14 protein-coding genes and 1 other RNA gene are annotated in these 17294 nt (G+C 70.1%); 6 read left to right on the forward strand and 9 right to left on the reverse strand.

Annotation, left to right across the window (positions count from 1 at the left end):
- Positions 1-81 precede the first annotated feature (81 nt).
- Genes RM704_RS30155 through RM704_RS30175 form a run of 5 tightly spaced genes read left to right on the forward strand, consistent with a single transcriptional unit; the run spans position 82 to position 6472 of the window.
- Entirely contained in the window at positions 82-1380 is a 1299-nt protein-coding gene (locus tag RM704_RS30155; RefSeq protein ID WP_033524976.1) for an extracellular solute-binding protein, read from the forward strand.
- Positions 1377-2330 carry a carbohydrate ABC transporter permease gene (locus RM704_RS30160; protein ID WP_033524975.1) on the forward strand — a complete coding sequence of 318 codons (954 nt, stop codon included), beginning with the start codon at positions 1377-1379 and terminating at the stop codon, positions 2328-2330. The genes RM704_RS30155 and RM704_RS30160 overlap by 4 nt, the downstream gene beginning before the upstream one ends.
- Positions 2327-3151, forward strand: a complete 825-nt coding sequence (locus RM704_RS30165; RefSeq protein ID WP_033524974.1) for a carbohydrate ABC transporter permease — start codon at positions 2327-2329, stop codon at positions 3149-3151. The genes RM704_RS30160 and RM704_RS30165 overlap by 4 nt, the downstream gene beginning before the upstream one ends.
- 25 nt (positions 3152-3176) lie before the next feature.
- A complete protein-coding gene (gene yicI / locus RM704_RS30170) occupies positions 3177-5462 on the forward strand; it encodes an alpha-xylosidase (RefSeq protein WP_311591377.1) in 2286 nt (761 codons plus the stop codon).
- Positions 5459-6472 (forward strand): LacI family DNA-binding transcriptional regulator, encoded by a 1014-nt coding sequence (locus RM704_RS30175; RefSeq protein WP_033524973.1) that lies wholly within the window; start codon positions 5459-5461, stop codon positions 6470-6472. Before yicI ends, RM704_RS30175 begins: the two co-directional genes overlap by 4 nt.
- A gap of 77 nt (positions 6473-6549) precedes the next feature.
- Here the strand turns inward: RM704_RS30175 and ssrA are convergent.
- The 5 genes from ssrA to ftsE all read right to left on the reverse strand — a co-directional run bounded on the left by ssrA (position 6550) and on the right by ftsE (position 10574).
- Positions 6550-6936, reverse strand: a transfer-messenger RNA (tmRNA) gene (gene ssrA / locus RM704_RS30180).
- 113 nt (positions 6937-7049) lie between these two features.
- Positions 7050-7592 (reverse strand): SsrA-binding protein SmpB, encoded by a 543-nt coding sequence (smpB, locus tag RM704_RS30185; RefSeq protein WP_033524972.1) that lies wholly within the window; start codon positions 7590-7592, stop codon positions 7050-7052.
- 72 nt (positions 7593-7664) lie between these two features.
- On the reverse strand, positions 7665-8864 hold the full coding sequence (locus RM704_RS30190) for a S41 family peptidase (protein WP_033524971.1): 1200 nt from the start codon (positions 8862-8864) through the stop codon (positions 7665-7667).
- Positions 8865-8932: 68 nt separating this feature from the next.
- The gene (gene ftsX / locus RM704_RS30195; RefSeq protein WP_033524970.1) at positions 8933-9850 is read right to left on the reverse strand and encodes a permease-like cell division protein FtsX; all 918 of its coding nucleotides are present in this window, start codon (positions 9848-9850) and stop codon (positions 8933-8935) included.
- A gap of 34 nt (positions 9851-9884) precedes the next feature.
- Positions 9885-10574 carry a cell division ATP-binding protein FtsE gene (gene ftsE / locus RM704_RS30200; RefSeq protein WP_033524969.1) on the reverse strand — a complete coding sequence of 230 codons (690 nt, stop codon included), beginning with the start codon at positions 10572-10574 and terminating at the stop codon, positions 9885-9887.
- Positions 10575-10815: 241 nt separating this feature from the next.
- On the opposite strand from ftsE, the gene RM704_RS30205 reads away from it, so the two are divergent.
- Positions 10816-11007: a hypothetical protein gene (locus tag RM704_RS30205; RefSeq protein ID WP_033524968.1), complete on the forward strand. Its 192-nt coding sequence runs from the start codon at positions 10816-10818 to the stop codon at positions 11005-11007.
- Between the two features lie 107 nt (positions 11008-11114).
- On the opposite strand, the gene RM704_RS30210 is transcribed toward RM704_RS30205, so the two are convergent.
- From RM704_RS30210 to RM704_RS30225, 4 genes are all read right to left on the reverse strand, one after another.
- Positions 11115-12029, reverse strand: coding sequence for a hypothetical protein (locus RM704_RS30210; protein WP_033524967.1), 915 nt, complete (start codon positions 12027-12029; stop codon positions 11115-11117).
- Between the two features lie 307 nt (positions 12030-12336).
- Positions 12337-13440, reverse strand: coding sequence for a peptide chain release factor 2 (gene prfB / locus RM704_RS30215; protein WP_033524966.1), 1104 nt, complete (start codon positions 13438-13440; stop codon positions 12337-12339).
- Between the two features lie 271 nt (positions 13441-13711).
- Positions 13712-14950: a serine/threonine-protein kinase gene (locus RM704_RS30220; protein ID WP_033524965.1), complete on the reverse strand. Its 1239-nt coding sequence runs from the start codon at positions 14948-14950 to the stop codon at positions 13712-13714.
- 245 nt (positions 14951-15195) lie between these two features.
- Positions 15196-16932: a serine/threonine-protein kinase gene (locus RM704_RS30225; RefSeq protein ID WP_078936910.1), complete on the reverse strand. Its 1737-nt coding sequence runs from the start codon at positions 16930-16932 to the stop codon at positions 15196-15198.
- Positions 16933-17294: the final 362 nt, after the last annotated feature.

Below are 17294 nucleotides of genomic sequence, written 5' to 3' on the forward strand. Positions count from 1 at the left end.
CTCGAAGCGCTTCGACGTCAGGCGTCGAAGCGATTCGACCACACCGTTCGACGATCCATCCGACTCCCCTGGAGGCACAGGATGTCAACGGCACGAAGGCGTATGACGGCGCTCGCGGCGGCGGCCCTGAGCGGGGCCCTGCTCCTGACCTCCTGCGGCGGCTCGGACGGCGGCGGGGGCGGGGACGGCAGCACGCTCCGCCTCTGGCACTACGAGGGTCCCGACAGCGCGATGGGCGTGGCGTGGAACGCGGCGATCGAGGAGTTCGAGAAGACCCATCCGGGCGTCGAGGTCGAGTTCGAGGAGAAGGGTTTCGAACAGATCCGCAAGACGGCCCCGATGGTCCTCAACTCCTCCGACGCGCCCGACCTGATGGAGTACAACAAGGGCAACGCGACGGCCGGGCTCCTCTCCAAGCAGGGCCTTCTCACCGACCTCACCCCGGAGGTCACCGCGCGCGGCTGGGACAAGAAGATCGGCGCGGGTGTCCGCACCACCAGCCAGTACGACACCGACGGGGTCATGGGCTCCGGCAAGTGGTACGGCGTGCCGAACTACGCCGAGTACACGATGGTCTTCTACAACAAGGACCTCTTCGCGGAGCACGGCATCGCCGAGCCCACCACGCTCGCCGAACTCACCGCGGCGATGGACGAGTTCGTCGATGCGGGCATCACCCCGCTGGCCAACGCCGGTGCCGAGTACATGGCGCAGCAGTACCTGTACCAGCTGGCGCTGAGCAAGGCGGACCGTGCCTGGGTGAACGCCTACGAGCTGTACCAGGGCGAGACCGACTTCCACGACGCCGCGTGGACGTACGGGGCGCGGACCTTCGCCGACTGGGTGGAGAAGGGGTACATCAGCGAGAAGTCGACGGGGACGAAGTCCGAGGACGCGGGCGTCTCGTTCATCCAGGGCAAGGCGCCGATGCTGTTCTCGGGAAGCTGGTGGTACGGCCGCTTCACGGCGGAGAACCAGTTCGACTGGGGCACCTTCCCGTGGCCGGACACCGACCTCACGCTCGGCTCGGGCGGCAACCTCTGGGTCGTCCCCGAAGGGGCGAAGAACAAGGAACTCGCCTACGACTTCATCGACATCACCATGTCGGAGAAGATCCAGAACCTGCTGGGAGAGAAGGGCGGGGTCCCGATGGCCGCCGACCCGGCCGCCCTCACCGACCCGCGGGCCAAGGAGCTGATCGCCGACTTCAACACCCTCTCCGAGAAGGACGGTCTGGCCTTCTACCCCGACTGGCCCGTGCCCGGTTTCTACGACGTCCTCGTCTCCGAGACCCAGAAACTGATCACCGGCGGCTCGGATCCGGACGCCTACCTGGACGCGATCGGGGAGGCGTACGAGAAGGACGCGCCGAAGCGATGACGGTGACCGTCGAACGGGGGTCGGCGGCCGGTGGGAAGCGCCGCTCCGGCCGCGCCGCCCACCGCCCCCGCCGCCCCGGTGACTCCTACGCCCTGTTCCTCCTGCCCGGTGCCCTCGCGTTCCTCGCCGTCGTCGTCGTCCCGTTCCTGATGAACACGGGGGTGAGCTTCACCGACTGGCAGGGCGTGGGCGGCCCCGAGTGGTCCGGCCTCGCCAACTACCGGGAACTGGCGGGCGACGAGGACTTCTGGGCGTCGTTCCGGCACAGCCTGTTCATGGTGGTCGCCATGGCCGCCGTGCCGACCGCGCTCGGGCTGGTCCTGGCCGCCGCCCTGTTCGACTTCGTCGGCAAGCACTTCGGCGGCCGGGTCACCGCCGTGCTGCGCGCCTGCTTCTATCTGCCCCAGGTGCTGCCGATCGCGGTCGCCGGCATCGTCTGGAGCTGGATCCTCGCCCCGGAGAACGGCTCCCTGAACGAGGTGCTGAAGGCGGTCGGCCTGGGCGGATGGCAGCAGGACTGGCTCGGCGACCCGGACCTCGCCCTCTACACCGTCATGGCCGTGATGGTATGGGTGCAGCTCGGTTTCCCGCTGGTGGTCTTCATGGCGGGCCTGCAACGCGTCGACCCGGCGCTGTACGAGGCGGCCGAGCTGGACGGCGCCGGCTGGTGGCGCCGCTTCCGCCACATCACGCTGCCGCAGATCCGGCCCGAGATCCATGTGGTCCTGCTGTGGTGCACGATCGCCGCGCTCAAGGTGTTCGGCGCGGTGTACGTGCTGACGAAGGGCGGCCCCGGCGGTGCCACGGACGTGCCGTCCTACTTCTCCTTCACCACGTTCTTCGAGAAGACCCAGGTCGGTTACGGCGCGGCGATCTCCACCGTCCTGACCGTGCTCGTCCTCGCCCTGGCCCTGGTCGGCCTGAAACTCCAGGAGAGGACCGACGCGTGACCACCGCCCTGCGCCGCTACCCGGTGCTGATCGCCCTGTGCGTCGCGGCCCTGTTCATGATCGTGCCGTTCCTGATCGTCGCGCTCAACGCGGTCAAGTCCCCGGCGGAGTACGCCCAGAACGGCCCTCTCAGTCTCCCCGAGGGCTTCCACACGGACGGTGTGCGGGACTTCTGGGAGCGCGTCGACTTCGGCCGGAAGCTCGTCAACTCGGTGCTGATCAGCGGCTCGGTGGCGCTGCTCGCCGTGGTCCTGTCCGTCCTGAACGCGTACGCGATCGGCATCGGCCGGATCAAGGGCCGGACCTGGGTCCTCGCCTTCTTCGTCCTCGCGAACGTGCTCCCGCAGGAGGCGCTGGTCTACCCGGTCTACTACCTGAGCAAGGAGGTCGGCCTCTACGACACGAGGCTCAGCGTGATCATCGTCTTCACGGTGATCCAGGCGGCCTTCGGCACCTACCTCCTCTCCTCGGTCCTCGGGCAGTTCCCCCGCGAGATCGTCGAGGCGGCCCGGATCGACGGCGCGACCAAGTGGCAGGTGCTGTGGCGGATCGTCGTCCCCGTGAGCCGACCCACCCTGGGCGTGCTCCTGGTCTTCTTCTTCATCTGGACCTGGAACGAGTTCCTGCTGCCCCTGGTCATGCTGATCTCCAACGACAACCAGACCGTGTCCGTGGCCCTCGGCGTCCTCCAGGGCCAGCGTCTGATGGACGCCACGATGACCAACGCGGCCGCCCTGCTCGGCCTGCTCCCCGCCCTGGTGTTCTTCCTCCTCTTCCAGCGCACGCTCACCCGCGGCATCGCGGTGGGAGCCGTGAAGTAGGCCGTGACGTAAGGAGATCCCCCACATGAAGTTCACCGACGGCTACTGGCTGCTCCGCGAGGGCGTCACCGCCGCGTACCCGGCCGAGGTGCTCGACGTCACCGCGACGGCGGGCGGCGCCCTGGAGGTGCACGCCCCGACCCGGCCCATCCGCCACCGCGGCGACCTGCTGAAGGGACCGGTCGTGACGATCAGCGCCCACGCCCCGATGCCCGACGTCATCGGTGTCACGTTCACCCACTTCGAGGGCGAGCGACCGCGCGGCCCGCGCTTCGAGCTGACGAGCGAGGAGTTCACCCCGCACACCTCCTACGACGACGAGCACGCCACTCTCACCGCCGGAGACCTGTCGGTCCGTGTGTCGCGCGGCGGCCCCTGGCACGTCGACTTCCTCGCCCACGGCCGCACGCTCACCACCAGCGGCCCCAAGTCGATGGGCATCATGCGCGAGGCGTCCGGCGCCCACTACCTCCGCGAACAGCTCAACCTGGGCGTCGGCACCAGCGTCTACGGCCTCGGTGAACGCTTCGGCCCGCTGGTCAAGAACGGCCAGGTCGTGGACGTCTGGAACGCCGACGGCGGCACGGCCACCGAACAGGCCTACAAGAACGTGCCGTTCTATCTCACCGACGCGGGCTACGGCGTCTTCGTCGACCACCCCGGCAAGGTGTCCTTCGAGGTCGCCTCGGAGGTGGTGTCGAGGGTCCAGTTCAGCGCGGAGACCCAGCAGCTCACGTACTACGTCATCTACGGCCCCACCCCGAAGGACATCCTCCGCAAGTACACCGCCCTCACCGGCCGCCCGGCCCTCCCGCCCGCCTGGTCGTTCGGCCTGTGGCTGTCGACCTCCTTCACCACCTCCTACGACGAGGAGACGGTGACCTCCTTCATCGAGGGCATGCGGGAGCGCCGGCTGCCCCTGTCCGTCTTCCACTTCGACTGCTTCTGGATGCGCGAGTTCCAGTGGTGCGACTTCGCGTGGGATCCCCGGGTCTTCCCCGATCCGGAGGGCATGCTGGCCCGCCTCAAACGCCGGGGGCTCAGGATCAGCGTCTGGATCAACCCGTACATCGCCCAGCGCTCCCCCCTCTTCGCGGAGGGCAAGGCCCTCGGCCACCTCCTGCGCCGGCCGGACGGCAGCGTCTGGCAGTGGGACCTCTGGCAGCCCGGCATGGCGCTGGTCGACTTCACCAGCCCGGCGGCCCGCGAGTGGTACGCGTCGAAGCTGGAGGCGCTGCTCGCCCAGGGCGTCGACTGCTTCAAGACCGACTTCGGCGAGCGGGTGCCCCTGGACGTGGCCTGGTCCGACGGCACGGACCCGGAGCGGATGCACAACTACTACACCTACCTCTACAACCGCACCGTCTTCGACGTCCTGCGCAAACACCGGGGCGAGGGCGAGGCGGTCCTCTTCGCCCGCTCGGCGACGGTCGGCAGCCAGCGCTTCCCCGTCCACTGGGGCGGCGACTGCGAGTCCACGTACGAGTCGATGGCCGAGTCCCTGCGGGGCGGCCTGTCGCTCGGCCTGTCGGGCTTCGGCTACTGGAGCCACGACATCGGCGGCTTCGAGGGCACCCCCTCCCCCGCCCTGTTCAAGCGCTGGATCGCCTTCGGCCTGCTCTCCTCGCACAGCCGTCTGCACGGCTCGTCGTCGTACCGGGTCCCCTGGCTCTTCGACGACGAATCGGTCGACGTGCTCCGGAAGTTCACCCACCTCAAGCTCAGCCTCATGCCCTACCTCTACGAGGCCGCGCGCACCGCCCACACCGAGGGTGTGCCGTTGATGCGGGCGATGGTGCTGGAGTTCCCGGACGACCCGGGCTGCGCGCACCTGGAACGCCAGTACATGCTCGGCCCCGACCTCCTCGTGGCACCCGTCTTCGACGACGAGGGCGACGTCACGTACTACGTCCCCGAGGGCACCTGGACCCGCTTCCCGGACGGCGGCACGGTCACCGGCCCCCGCTGGGTCCGCGAACGGCACGACTTCACCAGCGTGCCGCTCCTCGTCCGGCCGGGCACGGTCGTCCCGGTCGGCGCGGCGGTGGACCGCCCGGACTACGACCACGCCGACGGGGTCACCCTGCACGCGTACGGCCTCGAACACGGCGCCCAGGTGACGGTCCCGGTGGGCGAGGTGACGTTCACCGTCGTACGGGAGGGGACCGTGCTGCGGGCGTCCTGCGGTGAGCCGAGGGCGCCCTGGGGGCTCGCGGCGCACGGGCGTGAGGTGCGGGCGGAGGCGGGCACGGGGTTCCTGACGCTGGAACTGGACGGGGAGTCCGCTCCCCCGGGAACGAGGGCGAGGTGACGGTGAAGATCACGGACGTGGCCCGGCACGCGGGCGTCTCCCCGAGCACCGTCTCGTACGCGCTGAGCGGCAAGCGCCCGATCTCGGCGGAGACACGGGCGCGGGTCGAGGCGTCCATCCGCGAGCTGGGGTACCGCCCGCACGCGGGCGCCCGCGCCCTGGCCAGCAGCAAGTCGAACGTGTTGGCGATGGTGGTGCCCTTACGGGCCGGCATCCATGTGCCGGTGGTCATGCGGTTCGCGGTCTCGGCGGTCACGACGGCCCGCGCACACGACCACGACGTCCTGCTGTTGACGCAGGAGGAGGGCGAGGAGGGCCTGCGGCGGGTGGCGGACTCGGCCCTGGTGGACGCGTTGATCGTGATGGACGTCCAACTCCACGACCCGAGGCTGCCGTTGCTGCGCACGCTGGACCGCCCCTCGGTCCTGATCGGCTTTCCCGCCGATCGCTCCGGCCTGACCTGCATCGACCTGGACTTCAGGACGGCGGGCGAACTGTGCGTGGAGCATCTGGCCGGTCTGGGCCACCGCGTGGTGGGCCTGATCGGCTCCCCGCCCGAGGTCTACGTCCGCCAGACGTCCTTCGCACAGCGCGTCGTCCAGGGCTTCACCTCCGCCGCCACCCGCAACGGCATGTCCTCCACGGTGCACCCCTGCGAGGCCACCCCGGCGGCGGCCCGCGCGGTCGCGGAACGCCTGCTGCGCGAACAGCCGGCCCTCACGGGTGTGGTGATCCACAACGAGGCGGTCCTGGAACCCCTGGTCGACGCGTTCGAGCACTTGGGCCTGCGCGTCCCCGCCGACCTCTCGATCACGGCCCTGTGCCCGGACGACGTCGCCGCGGCCCTCCCCGTGCCCGTCACCTCGATCGCCATCCCGGCGGCGGAGGTGGGCGAACAGGCGGTGGCCCTGCTGATGAGGAAGCTCTCCGGCACGCCCGTCCCCGAGGCCACCCTGCTCCCGCCCCGCCTGACCGTTCGGGCGAGCACGGCCCGCCGGGTGACGGGATGACCGGGTGGCGGGTGACCTGCTGAGAAATGACGAAAGCCCCGCTGCCTTACGGCAGCGGGGCCTCGCCCACATGGGAATTGTGGAGATGGCGGGAATCGAACCCGCGTCCAACGGTGCAGAACCAGGGCTTCTCCGTGTGCAGTTCGCTGCGATTTTCTCGGCCCCGGCGATCACGCGAACAAGTCGCCGACGGGCCCAGTCACTGTTTGATTTCCCATCGAACCCCGTGACCGGGCTCAATGGTTTAGTTCCCTAGATTATGCCAGGATCCGGGCCGGGAACACTCCCGGGCTGACACCCATTAGGGCCTTCGATCACTGCTTATCAGGCAGCGAGAGCGAAGGTCTGGGAATCGCGCTTGGTGTTGGCGATTATTGGTTGCGACATATGGTTTACGAGATCATTGCCGCTTCCTCGACACGCTTCCCCTGCCTCAACAGCCGCTGTCGAAACCGATCATCCCCATGTTGTTTTTTCAATGCCCTCCGGGGAGGACGTCCGCACCCGCTGTGGGGTGCAGGTGCCATCGTACGTGACCAACGCGAGCCGATGCCACCGTATTCCCGGCGACCTCGCCCTACTGGCCCCGCTGCTTCCGCTTCGCCGCCGCGATCGCCCGGTCCGACTCCCGCCGGTCCTGCTTCTCCCGCAGCGTCTGCCGCTTGTCGTACTCCTTCTTGCCTCGCGCGAGCGCGATCTCGGCCTTGGCCCGGCCGTCCTTGAAGTACAGGGCGAGGGGCACGATCGTGTGACCCGTCTCCTGCGCCTTGGACTCCAGCTTGTCGATCTCCTCGCGGTGCAGCAGGAGCTTCCGCTTGCGGCGCGCGGAGTGGTTGGTCCAGCTGCCCTGGTGGTACTCGGGGATGTGGGCGTTGTGCAGCCACGCCTCGCCCCCGTCGATCTGGACGAAGCCGTCGGCCAGGGAGGTCCGGCCCTGACGCAGCGACTTGACCTCCGTGCCCGTCAGCACGAGGCCGGCCTCGTACGTGTCGATGATCGCGTAGTCGTGCCGGGCCTTCTTGTTCTGGGCGACGATCTTCTTCTTGCCGCCCTTCTCGCCGTCCCGGCCCTTGACGGCCGTCCCGCCCTGCTTGGGCTGGGACTCTTTCGGTACGTACATTCCCTTGCTCATAGTGCCGTCCATTTTCGCACCACGGAGGGGGTGCGAGGGAAGCCGATTAACGAGGGCGGCTCACTGCCCGAGACCGCTCAGCACCGTTTCGGCCCGCTGCAGGGCGTCCTCGTCCGCTTCGAGGTCGGGGGTGATGCCCCGGCCGTCGACGCCCCGGCCGGAGGGGGTGTTGTAGTGGCCGACGGTCAGTTCGGCGACGGAGCCGTCGGGGAGGCGGCTCGGCATCTGCACCGAGCCCTTGCCGAAGGTGCGGGAGCCCACGACCACCGCGCGTCCCCGGTCCTGGAGCGCACCGGTGAGCAGCTCGGCCGCGCTCATCGTGCCGCCGTCGACGAGCGCGACCAGGGGTCTGGTGGTGTCGCCGGCGGGTTCGGCGTGCAGGGCCCGCTGCTCCCCCTTGACGTCATAGGTGGCGACGAGGCCCCCGTCGAGGAAGACGGAGGCGGCGGTGACGGCCTCGGAGACCAGACCGCCGGAGTTGCCACGGAGGTCGAGGACGAAGCCAGCGGCGTCGGCGGACTGCTCGACGGCGGCTCGTACGAGATCGCCGGAGCCCTTGGTGAACGCGTCGACGGTGATGACGCTGACCCCGCCGGCGGTGCGGCTCACGGTCACGTCCTCGGTGGAGAGGCGGGCCCGGCGCAGGGTCGCGGACCAGGTCCGGCCGGCGCGCTCCAGCACCAGCGTCACCTTCGTACCGGCGGCCGCGCTCTTCGGGGTCCCGGTGTTCCCGGTGCCCTCGTCGATCGCGTCGCCGCGCAGTAAGGAGACGACCTCGGTGACCGGGCGGCCGTCGACCTTCTCGCCGTCGACGCCGACGAGGCGGTCCCCCGCGCGGATCCCGGCGCGGGCGGCGGGTGAGCCGTCCTGCACCCGGGTCACCTCGATCCGGCCGTCGCGCTCCAGCCGGGTCCACAGGCCGACGCCGGTGTACTCGCCGTCGAGGGCCTCCTCGAACTGCTCGTACTCACCCTCGGAGTAGACCGCGCCCCACCGGTCGCCGCTGCGGCTGACGGCACGCTCGGCGGCCTCCACGGGGGACTTGCCCTCGGCCATGGCCTCGGCGGCGGCGTCGGCGACGTCCTGCTCCTTGTCGGCCGGGGCGGGGCGGGAGGGGTTCGCGACGGCCGTGGTCCCGCCGCGCGGGTCGTCGAAGGAGCCGGTCGCGGCGCCGGTGGCGAGCACGCTCGCGAAGACCAATGTCAGGGCGGCCCCGCGGCCGATGCGGCGGGGCTGGGAGAACAGGTCGCGGCCTGACATGACGGCGAGTCTAGGACAACGCGAAGGGCCGTACCGGCCCTTGCCGGTACGGCCCCCAGGGGCGTGCGTCACACCTTCAGGTACTTGCGCAGAGCGAAGAAGGCGGCCAACGCGGGCATCAGGAAGCTCGCCGCGAGGATGAGCGGCAGCTTCGTCAGGACCGCGTCCCAGCCCACGAAATTGATCAACGGCAGGTTCTGGGACAGGGACACCCCGTTGTCGATCACGAAGTACTGCCCCAGGATCAGGAAGGCACAGGCGATCGTGCCGCCGATGATCCCGGCGACCGCGGCCTCCATGATGAACGGCGCCTGGATGTAGAAACCGGAGGCGCCGACCAGCCGCATGATCCCCGTCTCACGCCGGCGGCTGAACGCCGAGACACGCACCGTGTTGACGATCAGCAGCAGCGCCACGATCAGCATGACCGCCATCACACCGCGCGCCGCCCAGTTCAGATAGCCGAGCAGCCGGAAGAGGTTGTCCAGGATGCCCTTCTGGTCCTGCACCGACTGGACACCGTCACGGCCGTTGAAGGCGCTCGCGATGACCTGGTACTTCTCCGGGTCCTTCAGCTTGATGCGGTACGACTCCTGCATCTGGTCCGGGGTGAGGCTGCTGGCGAGCGGGGAGTCGCCGAACTGCTCCTTGTAGTGCTTGTACGCCTCGTCCTGCGACTCGTGGGCGACGTTCTCGACGACGGCCATCTTGCCCAGGTCGGACTTGATCTGGTTCTTCTGCTCGGTCGTGACGGCGCCCTTGGCGCAGTTGGGGTCGGACTCCGCGTCGCTCTTGTTGCAGAGGAAGATCGACACGTTGACCTTGTCGTACCAGTAGCCCTTCATCTGGCTGACCTGGTCGCTCATCAGCAGTGAGCCGCCGAACAGGGCGAGGGAGAGGGCGACGGAGACGATGACCGCGAAGGTCATCGTGAGATTGCGGCGGAGACCGACACCGATCTCCGACAGGACGAACTGGGCGCGCATGGCGTCTCGATAGGCCTTTCCGTGGACGGGGCGGTCAGTGCTGGTAGCCGTAGACGCCGCGCGCCTGGTCGCGGACGAGGCGGCCCTTCTCCAGCTCGATGACGCGCTTGCGCATCTGGTCCACGATGTTCTGGTCGTGGGTCGCCATCACCACGGTGGTGCCCGTCCGGTTGATGCGGTCGAGCAGCTTCATGATGCCGACGGAGGTCTGCGGGTCGAGGTTGCCGGTGGGCTCGTCCGCGATGAGGAGCTTGGGCCGGTTCACGAAAGCCCGTGCGATGGCCACACGCTGCTGCTCACCACCCGACAGTTCGCCCGGCATCCGCTGCTCCTTGCCGCCGAGGCCGACCAGTTCCAGCACCTGCGGCACGGACTTGCGGATCTCGCCGCGCGACTTGCCGATGACCTCCTGCGCGAAGGCGACGTTCTCGCCGACCGTCTTGTTCGGCAGCAGCCGGAAGTCCTGGAAGACCGTCCCGAGCTGGCGGCGCATCTGCGGCACCTTCCAGTTGGACAGGCGCGCGAGATCCTTGCCCAGGACGTGCACCTGCCCCTGGCTGCACCGCTCCTCCCGGAGGATCAGCCGCAGGAACGTGGACTTTCCGGAGCCGGAGGACCCCACGAGGAACACGAACTCGCCCTTTTCCACCTCCAGGGAGACATCCCTGAGTGCGGGGCGGGTCTGCTTGGGGTAGACCTTGGACACGTTGTCGAATCGGATCACGGATGCACCACAAGCCGTCGGGGATGGATGGACGAGACTGTACCGTCCCCAGCCCCGTGAGGGGCGCGGGGAACTGCGCGGCAAGCCGCCACCGGCCCGCGGCCGCGCCACAACCGCCCCCACCCCTTTCCGAGGCCCCCGCGCAACCTCCTCAGGAACCTGGCACAGTGGGGTGGAGGAACGGTCCGGTTCCGCGAAGCGTTGAGGTATGTGTGAGGCCATTGCAAGGAGGGCGAGGCGCATGACGTACGACCGGTTGGTGTGCGCGAACTGCGCGTCCCCCGTCGCCGAGGGCCGTTGCCATGTGTGCCGGGCCAGCCGCGAGCGGCTCCAGCAGGAGAACCCCTTCGCGGGCCTGAGCCCCATGACCCTGATCGCCCTCCTGGCGATCCTCATAGCGGCCGTGGCGCTGTTGGCTCACCAGACGGCATAGGGACGCCCGACGACACAGGGCGTGCGCGGGACAGGACGTACGACGAAGGCCCGGGGCTGGCTGCCCCGGGCCTTCGTCGTACGTGTGCCGTGTCCGACCGTCTACGGTCAGGCGGCGGCGCCGCGGCCGACCATCAGGCGCGGCAGCAGACGGAAGCCGATACCGCCGGCGATCATCGTGGCGGCACCGACCAGCAGGAACGTGGTCTCGGCGGCACCGGTCTCGGCCAGCTCGCCGCTGCCGGCGCCCTGAGCCTCGGTCTCCGATCCGGTGTCGGTGAGGGCCGAGGAGCCCTCCTGCTGGACGACCTCGTCGTTGCCGCCGTCGGGGTCGGTCCCACCGGAGGTGGAGCCGCCGTCGGAGGAGCCGCCGGAGACGGAGGAACCGCCGTCGGTGCCGCCGGAGGTCGAGCCGCCGTCGGAGGAGCCGCCGGAGGTCCCGTTGGAGGTGGAACCGCCCGAGGTGCCGTTCGACGTCCCGTTCGAGGTGGAGCCGCCCGAGGTGCCGTTGGACGTCCCGTTGGACGTTCCGTTCGAGGTGGAGCCGCTGGTACCGGTCGTGCCGGTGGTGCCCGTGGTACCGGTCGTGCCAGTGGTACCGGTGGTACCGGTGGTGCCCGTCGTGCCAGTGGTACCGGTCGTGCCCGTGGTACCCGTGTCGCCACCCGTGGTGCCGGTGGTGCCCGTGGTACCGGTCGTGCCGGTGTCGCCGCCCGTGGTGCCGGTCGTACCGATGGTGCCCGTCGTGCTGACGCTGCCGGTCGTGCCGGCGGTGGTCTCGCCGGTCGTGGTCTCACCGGTCGTCTCGCCGGTGGTCGCACCGACGTTGGTGTTGCCCTCGGTGTCGTTGCCGGTCTGGACCGAGACATCGGCCTTGATGGAACCGCCGTCGTCGGTGCTGACGCCCACGCCGACACCGAGGTCCAGCGCGGAAGCGGCGCCCGCGGCGGTCAGCGACGCGCCGGCGGCGATCACGGCACCCGCGGCTATTCGCGCCACGCGGATCCGCGTCTTCTTCGTCATATGGCTGCTACCCCCAGTAGCTATCAGTAAATGGAGCAGCGCCCGGGGCCGCGATCAACGGGAGCAGTCGGTTGGGTCGAAGTCCCCCGGTTCACATGCGCCCCAGTAATGCGCATGCCATACGTCAGCTTCTCAGTTTTCCCAGCAACGTCAAGGTCGTTGCGTACGCGATGTCCCGTTCACCGCATTTGACCTCGTCACCAACATGTGAGTGTGACGTAAGACCCAGACATCCCCACACAGAAAAGGCAACTGCCTTCCGGTGGAAGGCAGTTGCCTTGTCGACAAAGCGCCGAATGTGGCGGGCCTACTTCTCCTGCTGCTTGCGCCAGCGAATTCCGGCCTCCAGGAAGCCGTCGATCTCGCCGTTGAACACGGCCTCGGGGTTGCCGACTTCGTGCTCGGTGCGGAGGTCCTTGACCATCTGGTACGGGTGCAGGACGTACGAACGCATCTGGTTGCCCCAGGAGCTGCCGCCGTCCTTGAGGGCGTCCATCTTGGCCCGCTCCTCCTGGCGCTGCCGCTCCAGCAGCTTCGCCTGGAGAACGTTCATCGCGGTGGCCTTGTTCTGGATCTGCGACCGCTCGTTCTGGCAGGAGACGACGATGCCGGTGGGAAGGTGGGTCAACCGCACCGCGGAGTCGGTGGTGTTGACGCCCTGGCCGCCGGGCCCGGAGGACCGGTAGACGTCCACGCGCAGCTCGGACTCGTCGATCTCGATGTGGTCCGTCGTCTCGACCACGGGCAGGATCTCGACACCGGCGAAGGAGGTCTGGCGCCGCCCCTGGTTGTCGAAGGGCGAGATGCGGACGAGCCGGTGCGTGCCCTGCTCGACGGAGAGCGTGCCGTAGGCGTACGGCACCTGCACGGCGAAGGTGGTGGACTTGATGCCCGCCTCCTCCGCGTACGAGGTCTCGTACACCTCGGTCTTGTAGCCCTTCTGCTCCGCCCAGCGCAGGTACATCCGCTGCAGCTTCTCGGCGAAGTCGGCGGCGTCGACGCCACCGGCCTCGGCCCGGATGTTGACGAGGGCCTCACGGGAGTCGTACTCGCCGGACAGCAGCGTGCGGACCTCCATCTCGTCCAGCGCCTTCTTGACGGAGACCAGCTCCGACTCGGCCTCGGCTCGGGTGTCCGGGTCGTCCTCCTCCTCGGCCATCTCGAAGAGGACACCGAGGTCGTCGATCCGACCGCGCAGCGCCTCCGCCTTCCTGACCTCGGCCTGGAGGTGGGAGAGCTTGCTGGTGATCTTCTGCGCCTCGTCCGGGTTGTCCCACAGGGACGGCGCGGCCGCCTGCTCCTCGAGCACGGCGATGTCTGCCCTCAGCTTGTCGAGGTCCAAAACGGCCTCGATCGACTCCATGGTCGAGGAGAGGGACTTCAGCTCTTCGGATACATCGACGACTGCCACGCCCCCAGCGTAACGGCTCTGTCGAGTGGGTTCTCCGGCCGCGGGGTGGGCGGAGCCTCTCGCGCGGTTCCCCGCGCCCCGGAAAGATCAGGCCCCGCGGGCCCGAAAGACCACGGCCCCGTGGGGGGAATGGCGACGGGGCCGTGGGGTGAAAAGCATGGGGCGCAGCCCCGGCTTTTCATGGGCGCGGGGAACCGGGCGGGAAGCCCCACCGGGCCCACGGTCGCCCACGACCCCGCACCCCCGAGCCCCGAGCCCGGAGGCGCACCGGTCAGGGATTCCCCGGCGCCGAGTTTCTCGTGTCCGTCGGCGCTCCCCCGTCGTCGTCGCCCGAGGTGGCCGCCCACGCCCCCACCCCCACCGCGGCGATCAGTGCCACCGCCGCCGCACCCAGGGTGATCCGCCGCCGGCGCACCGCACTCCCCCGGTTCCGCGCGGACCCGGGCCGCGGCGCACCCGTGGGCCGGGGCACCCGCGCCGTCCCGCGCGCACCGCCCGCCAGTTCGTCCGGCCCCGGCACCCGCATCGACGTATGGGTGTCCCGGTTGGAGTCCGGCTTGGCCCCCGGCACCAGCGGTACCGCCCCGCGCCGCACCCGTTCCCGTGGCGCCTCCGCCTCGGCGGGGGCCTCCTCGTACTCGTCGCCGGACTCCGTCCCCGGCTCGTCGACGTCCAGCGGCGGCATTCCCGCCAGCAGCGGCAGCTGCTCCCGCAGCCGGGCCGCCAGCTCCGATGCCCGCAGCCGCGAGGCCGGCGCCTTGGCGAGGCACTGCACGAGCAGCTGCCACAGCTCCTCGGGGATGCCGGGCAGCGGGACGACGGTCTCGGTGACATGGCGGCGCAGCACCGCGCCGGGGTGGCCACCGCCGAACGGGGTGAACCCGGCCAGCAGCTCGTACAGCACGGTCGCGAGGGCGTAGATGTCCACGGCCGCGCGGGGCGGCAGACCCTCGACGATCTCGGGGGCGAGATAGTCCGGTGTTCCGATGATCTTCGTGGCGCGGGTGCGCCGAGGAGAATCGATCAGCTTGGCGACCCCGAAGTCGGTGAGGAGCGCCGGGTGCGCGCCGCCGGGGCCCAGCGGGCCCTGCATGTCCAGCAGCACGTTCTCCGGCTTCACGTCCCGGTGGACGACGCCGGCCGCGTGCGCCGCCGCCAGGCCGTCGGCGATGTCGGCCACTATGGCGACCGCGGCCTCGGGGGCCATGCGCCGCTCCCGGTCGAGGCGGGTGCGCAGGTCCGTGCCCCGGACGAGGTCCATGACGAGGGCGAGGTCGTTGCCGTCGACGACGAGGTCGCGCACGGAGACCACGTTCGGGTGGTCGAGGCCCAGCAGCGCGGTGCGCTCCTGGACGAAGCGGCTGACGAGTTCCTGGTCGGACGAGAGGTCCTCGCGCAGCAGCTTGATGGCGACGGGGCCCTCCGGGCCCTCACCCAGCCACACCGTGCCGGCGCTGCCCCGCCCCAGAATCTGGTTCGCGGTGTACCGGCTTCCGATCTTCCGTCCCAAGACTGCTCCTACAGGCCGCGTGTTGGCGACAAAGCTACGCGCCCGGGGACCCAACCTTCACCGCCGAGGCGGAAATCACCCCTCAGATGTCGACAAGTCCCCACGGTGGGCTCCGCGCGGGGCTCCGCGCGGGGCTCCGCCGAGTGCGGGGTACGCGAAGGGGGTGGGAGATCGGGTGCGTCGGCGGGTGCGGGTGCGTGGGGGCTGGTCGCGCATTTCCCCGCGCCCCCGAGCCATGAGGCGCTCTACTGCCCCGAGCCCCCCGAACCGGAGCCGTTGCTCAAGTCCCCGATCCATTTGCCCACTTCGCCGACCCAGTCCGAGAGCTGGGCCCACCAGCTCTTGCCGGTGCCGACCCACTCCTGCAGCGGTGTGAACTCCCAGATCAGCCAGCCGCCGACGACGAGCAGGACGATCATGAACAGGCAGCCCTTGAGGCAGCCGAGCCCCGGGATGCGCATCGGGTTGGCGCTGCGCCGGCGCGGCTCACGGGGTGGCCGGGGCTCACGCTGGGGCCGGGGCGCCGGCTGCTGGGGCTGCGGCGCGGGCGCGTACCGCTCCGGCTGCCGGTGCTGCGGCCGGCGCGCGGGGGCGGGGGCGGGCGCGTACGGCTGTTGCTGCTGCGGGTGGCCGTACCCGGGGCCGGGGCCGCCCTGCGGCGGGCGCTGCTGTCGGCGCGGCGGCTGCTGGGGCTGTTGCGGCGGCTGCTGCGGACGGCCCGCCTGCCGCTGGGGGCGGCGGCGCAGCGGGTCCTCGCTGGGGTCGAGGTACTGGACCTGCGTCTGCTCGTTGCGGTCACGGGCCGCGCGGAGCTGGTTCTGCCAGGGGTGCGGCTGGTCGGGCGACTGCCCGCCGGGGTCGTGCGGCGGGACCGGCGGCATGACGGACGTCGGGTCGGCGCCGCCGGTGTGCGGGAGCACGGTGGTGGGGTCGCCCGAGCCCGCCGGGCCCGAGGTGTGCGGGAGGACGCTGGTCGCGGCGTTCGGGTCGTACGAGCCCGCGCCGTGCGGCAGCACCTGGGTCGGGTCGGCCGAGCCGAACGGCTCGGGGGCCCCCGGCACCTGCGCGGGCGCCGGGTCCGGGGCCAGGATGTGGCCCACGCCGTCGGCGGCGGCGATCTGCATGGAGTTCGCGTGCACGCCGACGCCCTCGGCGACGATGCGGAGCGCGCGGGCGAGGTTGACGGCGCTGGGCCGCTCGCGCGGGTTCTTGCGCAGGCAGCGCTCGATGACCGTCCACAGCGGGTCGGGGACGGTGGAGGGGCGGCGCGGTTCGGCGCTGAGGTGCTGGTGCAGCACTTCGAGCGCGGACTGGCCGTTGAACGGCGGGCGTCCGGTGACCAGTTCGTACATCAGGATGCCGGCGCCGTAGATGTCGACGGCGGAGGTCTGCGGCTGGCCCTCGGCGGACTCGGGGGCGACGTACGCGGGCGTGCCGACGAACTCGCTGGTCCGGGTCAGGCCCGGGGAGTCGGCGAGACGGGCGATGCCGAAGTCCGTCAGCATCGGGTGCATCTCGCCGCCGTCCTGCTTGAGCAGGACGTTCGCGGGCTTCAGGTCGCGGTGGACGACGCCGTCGGCGTGGCTGGCGGCGAGCGCGTCGGCGATCTGGGCGGTGAGCAGGGCCGCGCCGACGGGCGAGAACGGGCCGTTCTCCCGGAGGTAGCGGTGCAGGTCGGGGCCTTCGACCAGGTCCATGACCAGGGCCAGCAGATCGCCCTCGACGACGAGGTCCCGGACGCGCACGATGTTCGGGTGGGTGAGCCGGAGCAGGACGGAGCGCTCCCGCAGGAACCGCATCACGATGTCCGCGTCGCTCGCGAGCTCCTCCTTGAGGACCTTGATCGCGACGGTCTCTCCGGGGTGACCGGGTACGGCCGCCTCGGCCCCGGCGGTCTCCCGCTGGCGGGCGCGCCAGACCGTGCCTGTGGCGCCGCGTCCAATCGGCTCCTCAAGGAGGTACTTACTGCCTACCGGCCGCACGTCATGCGCTCCCTGTTGCTTGCTTGCCTGGTCACGCCCTGGCCTCTCGCGGACGTTCCGACCACTGTAGTGCGGCCGTCCACGGGACCGGGCTGTTCACTTCCCGACTCTTCCTGCCCACTCTGTCCGCTTGCTGTGGCTTGAGTACGTACGGGTACCCGTGTGCGTTCGGTGGAAAGACGCTCCCTCATGGGCGGTTGGTTGCCGTGCGGGGGTCTGTCGGGTTCCGGATGCGGACGTGACCGATCCCGAATACGGCCGCGATACGGACGTGACCGATCTCAAGTGATCAAATGGCGGGCACTGGTCAGGCATTTTTGGGGGCAGAGCCGACCAATCAAGATCACTTGACGCTGGGCGGC

The sequence above is a fragment of the Streptomyces gottesmaniae genome (assembly GCF_031845845.1).
GTDB classification, from domain to species: Bacteria; Actinomycetota; Actinomycetes; order Streptomycetales; family Streptomycetaceae; genus Streptomyces; species Streptomyces akebiae.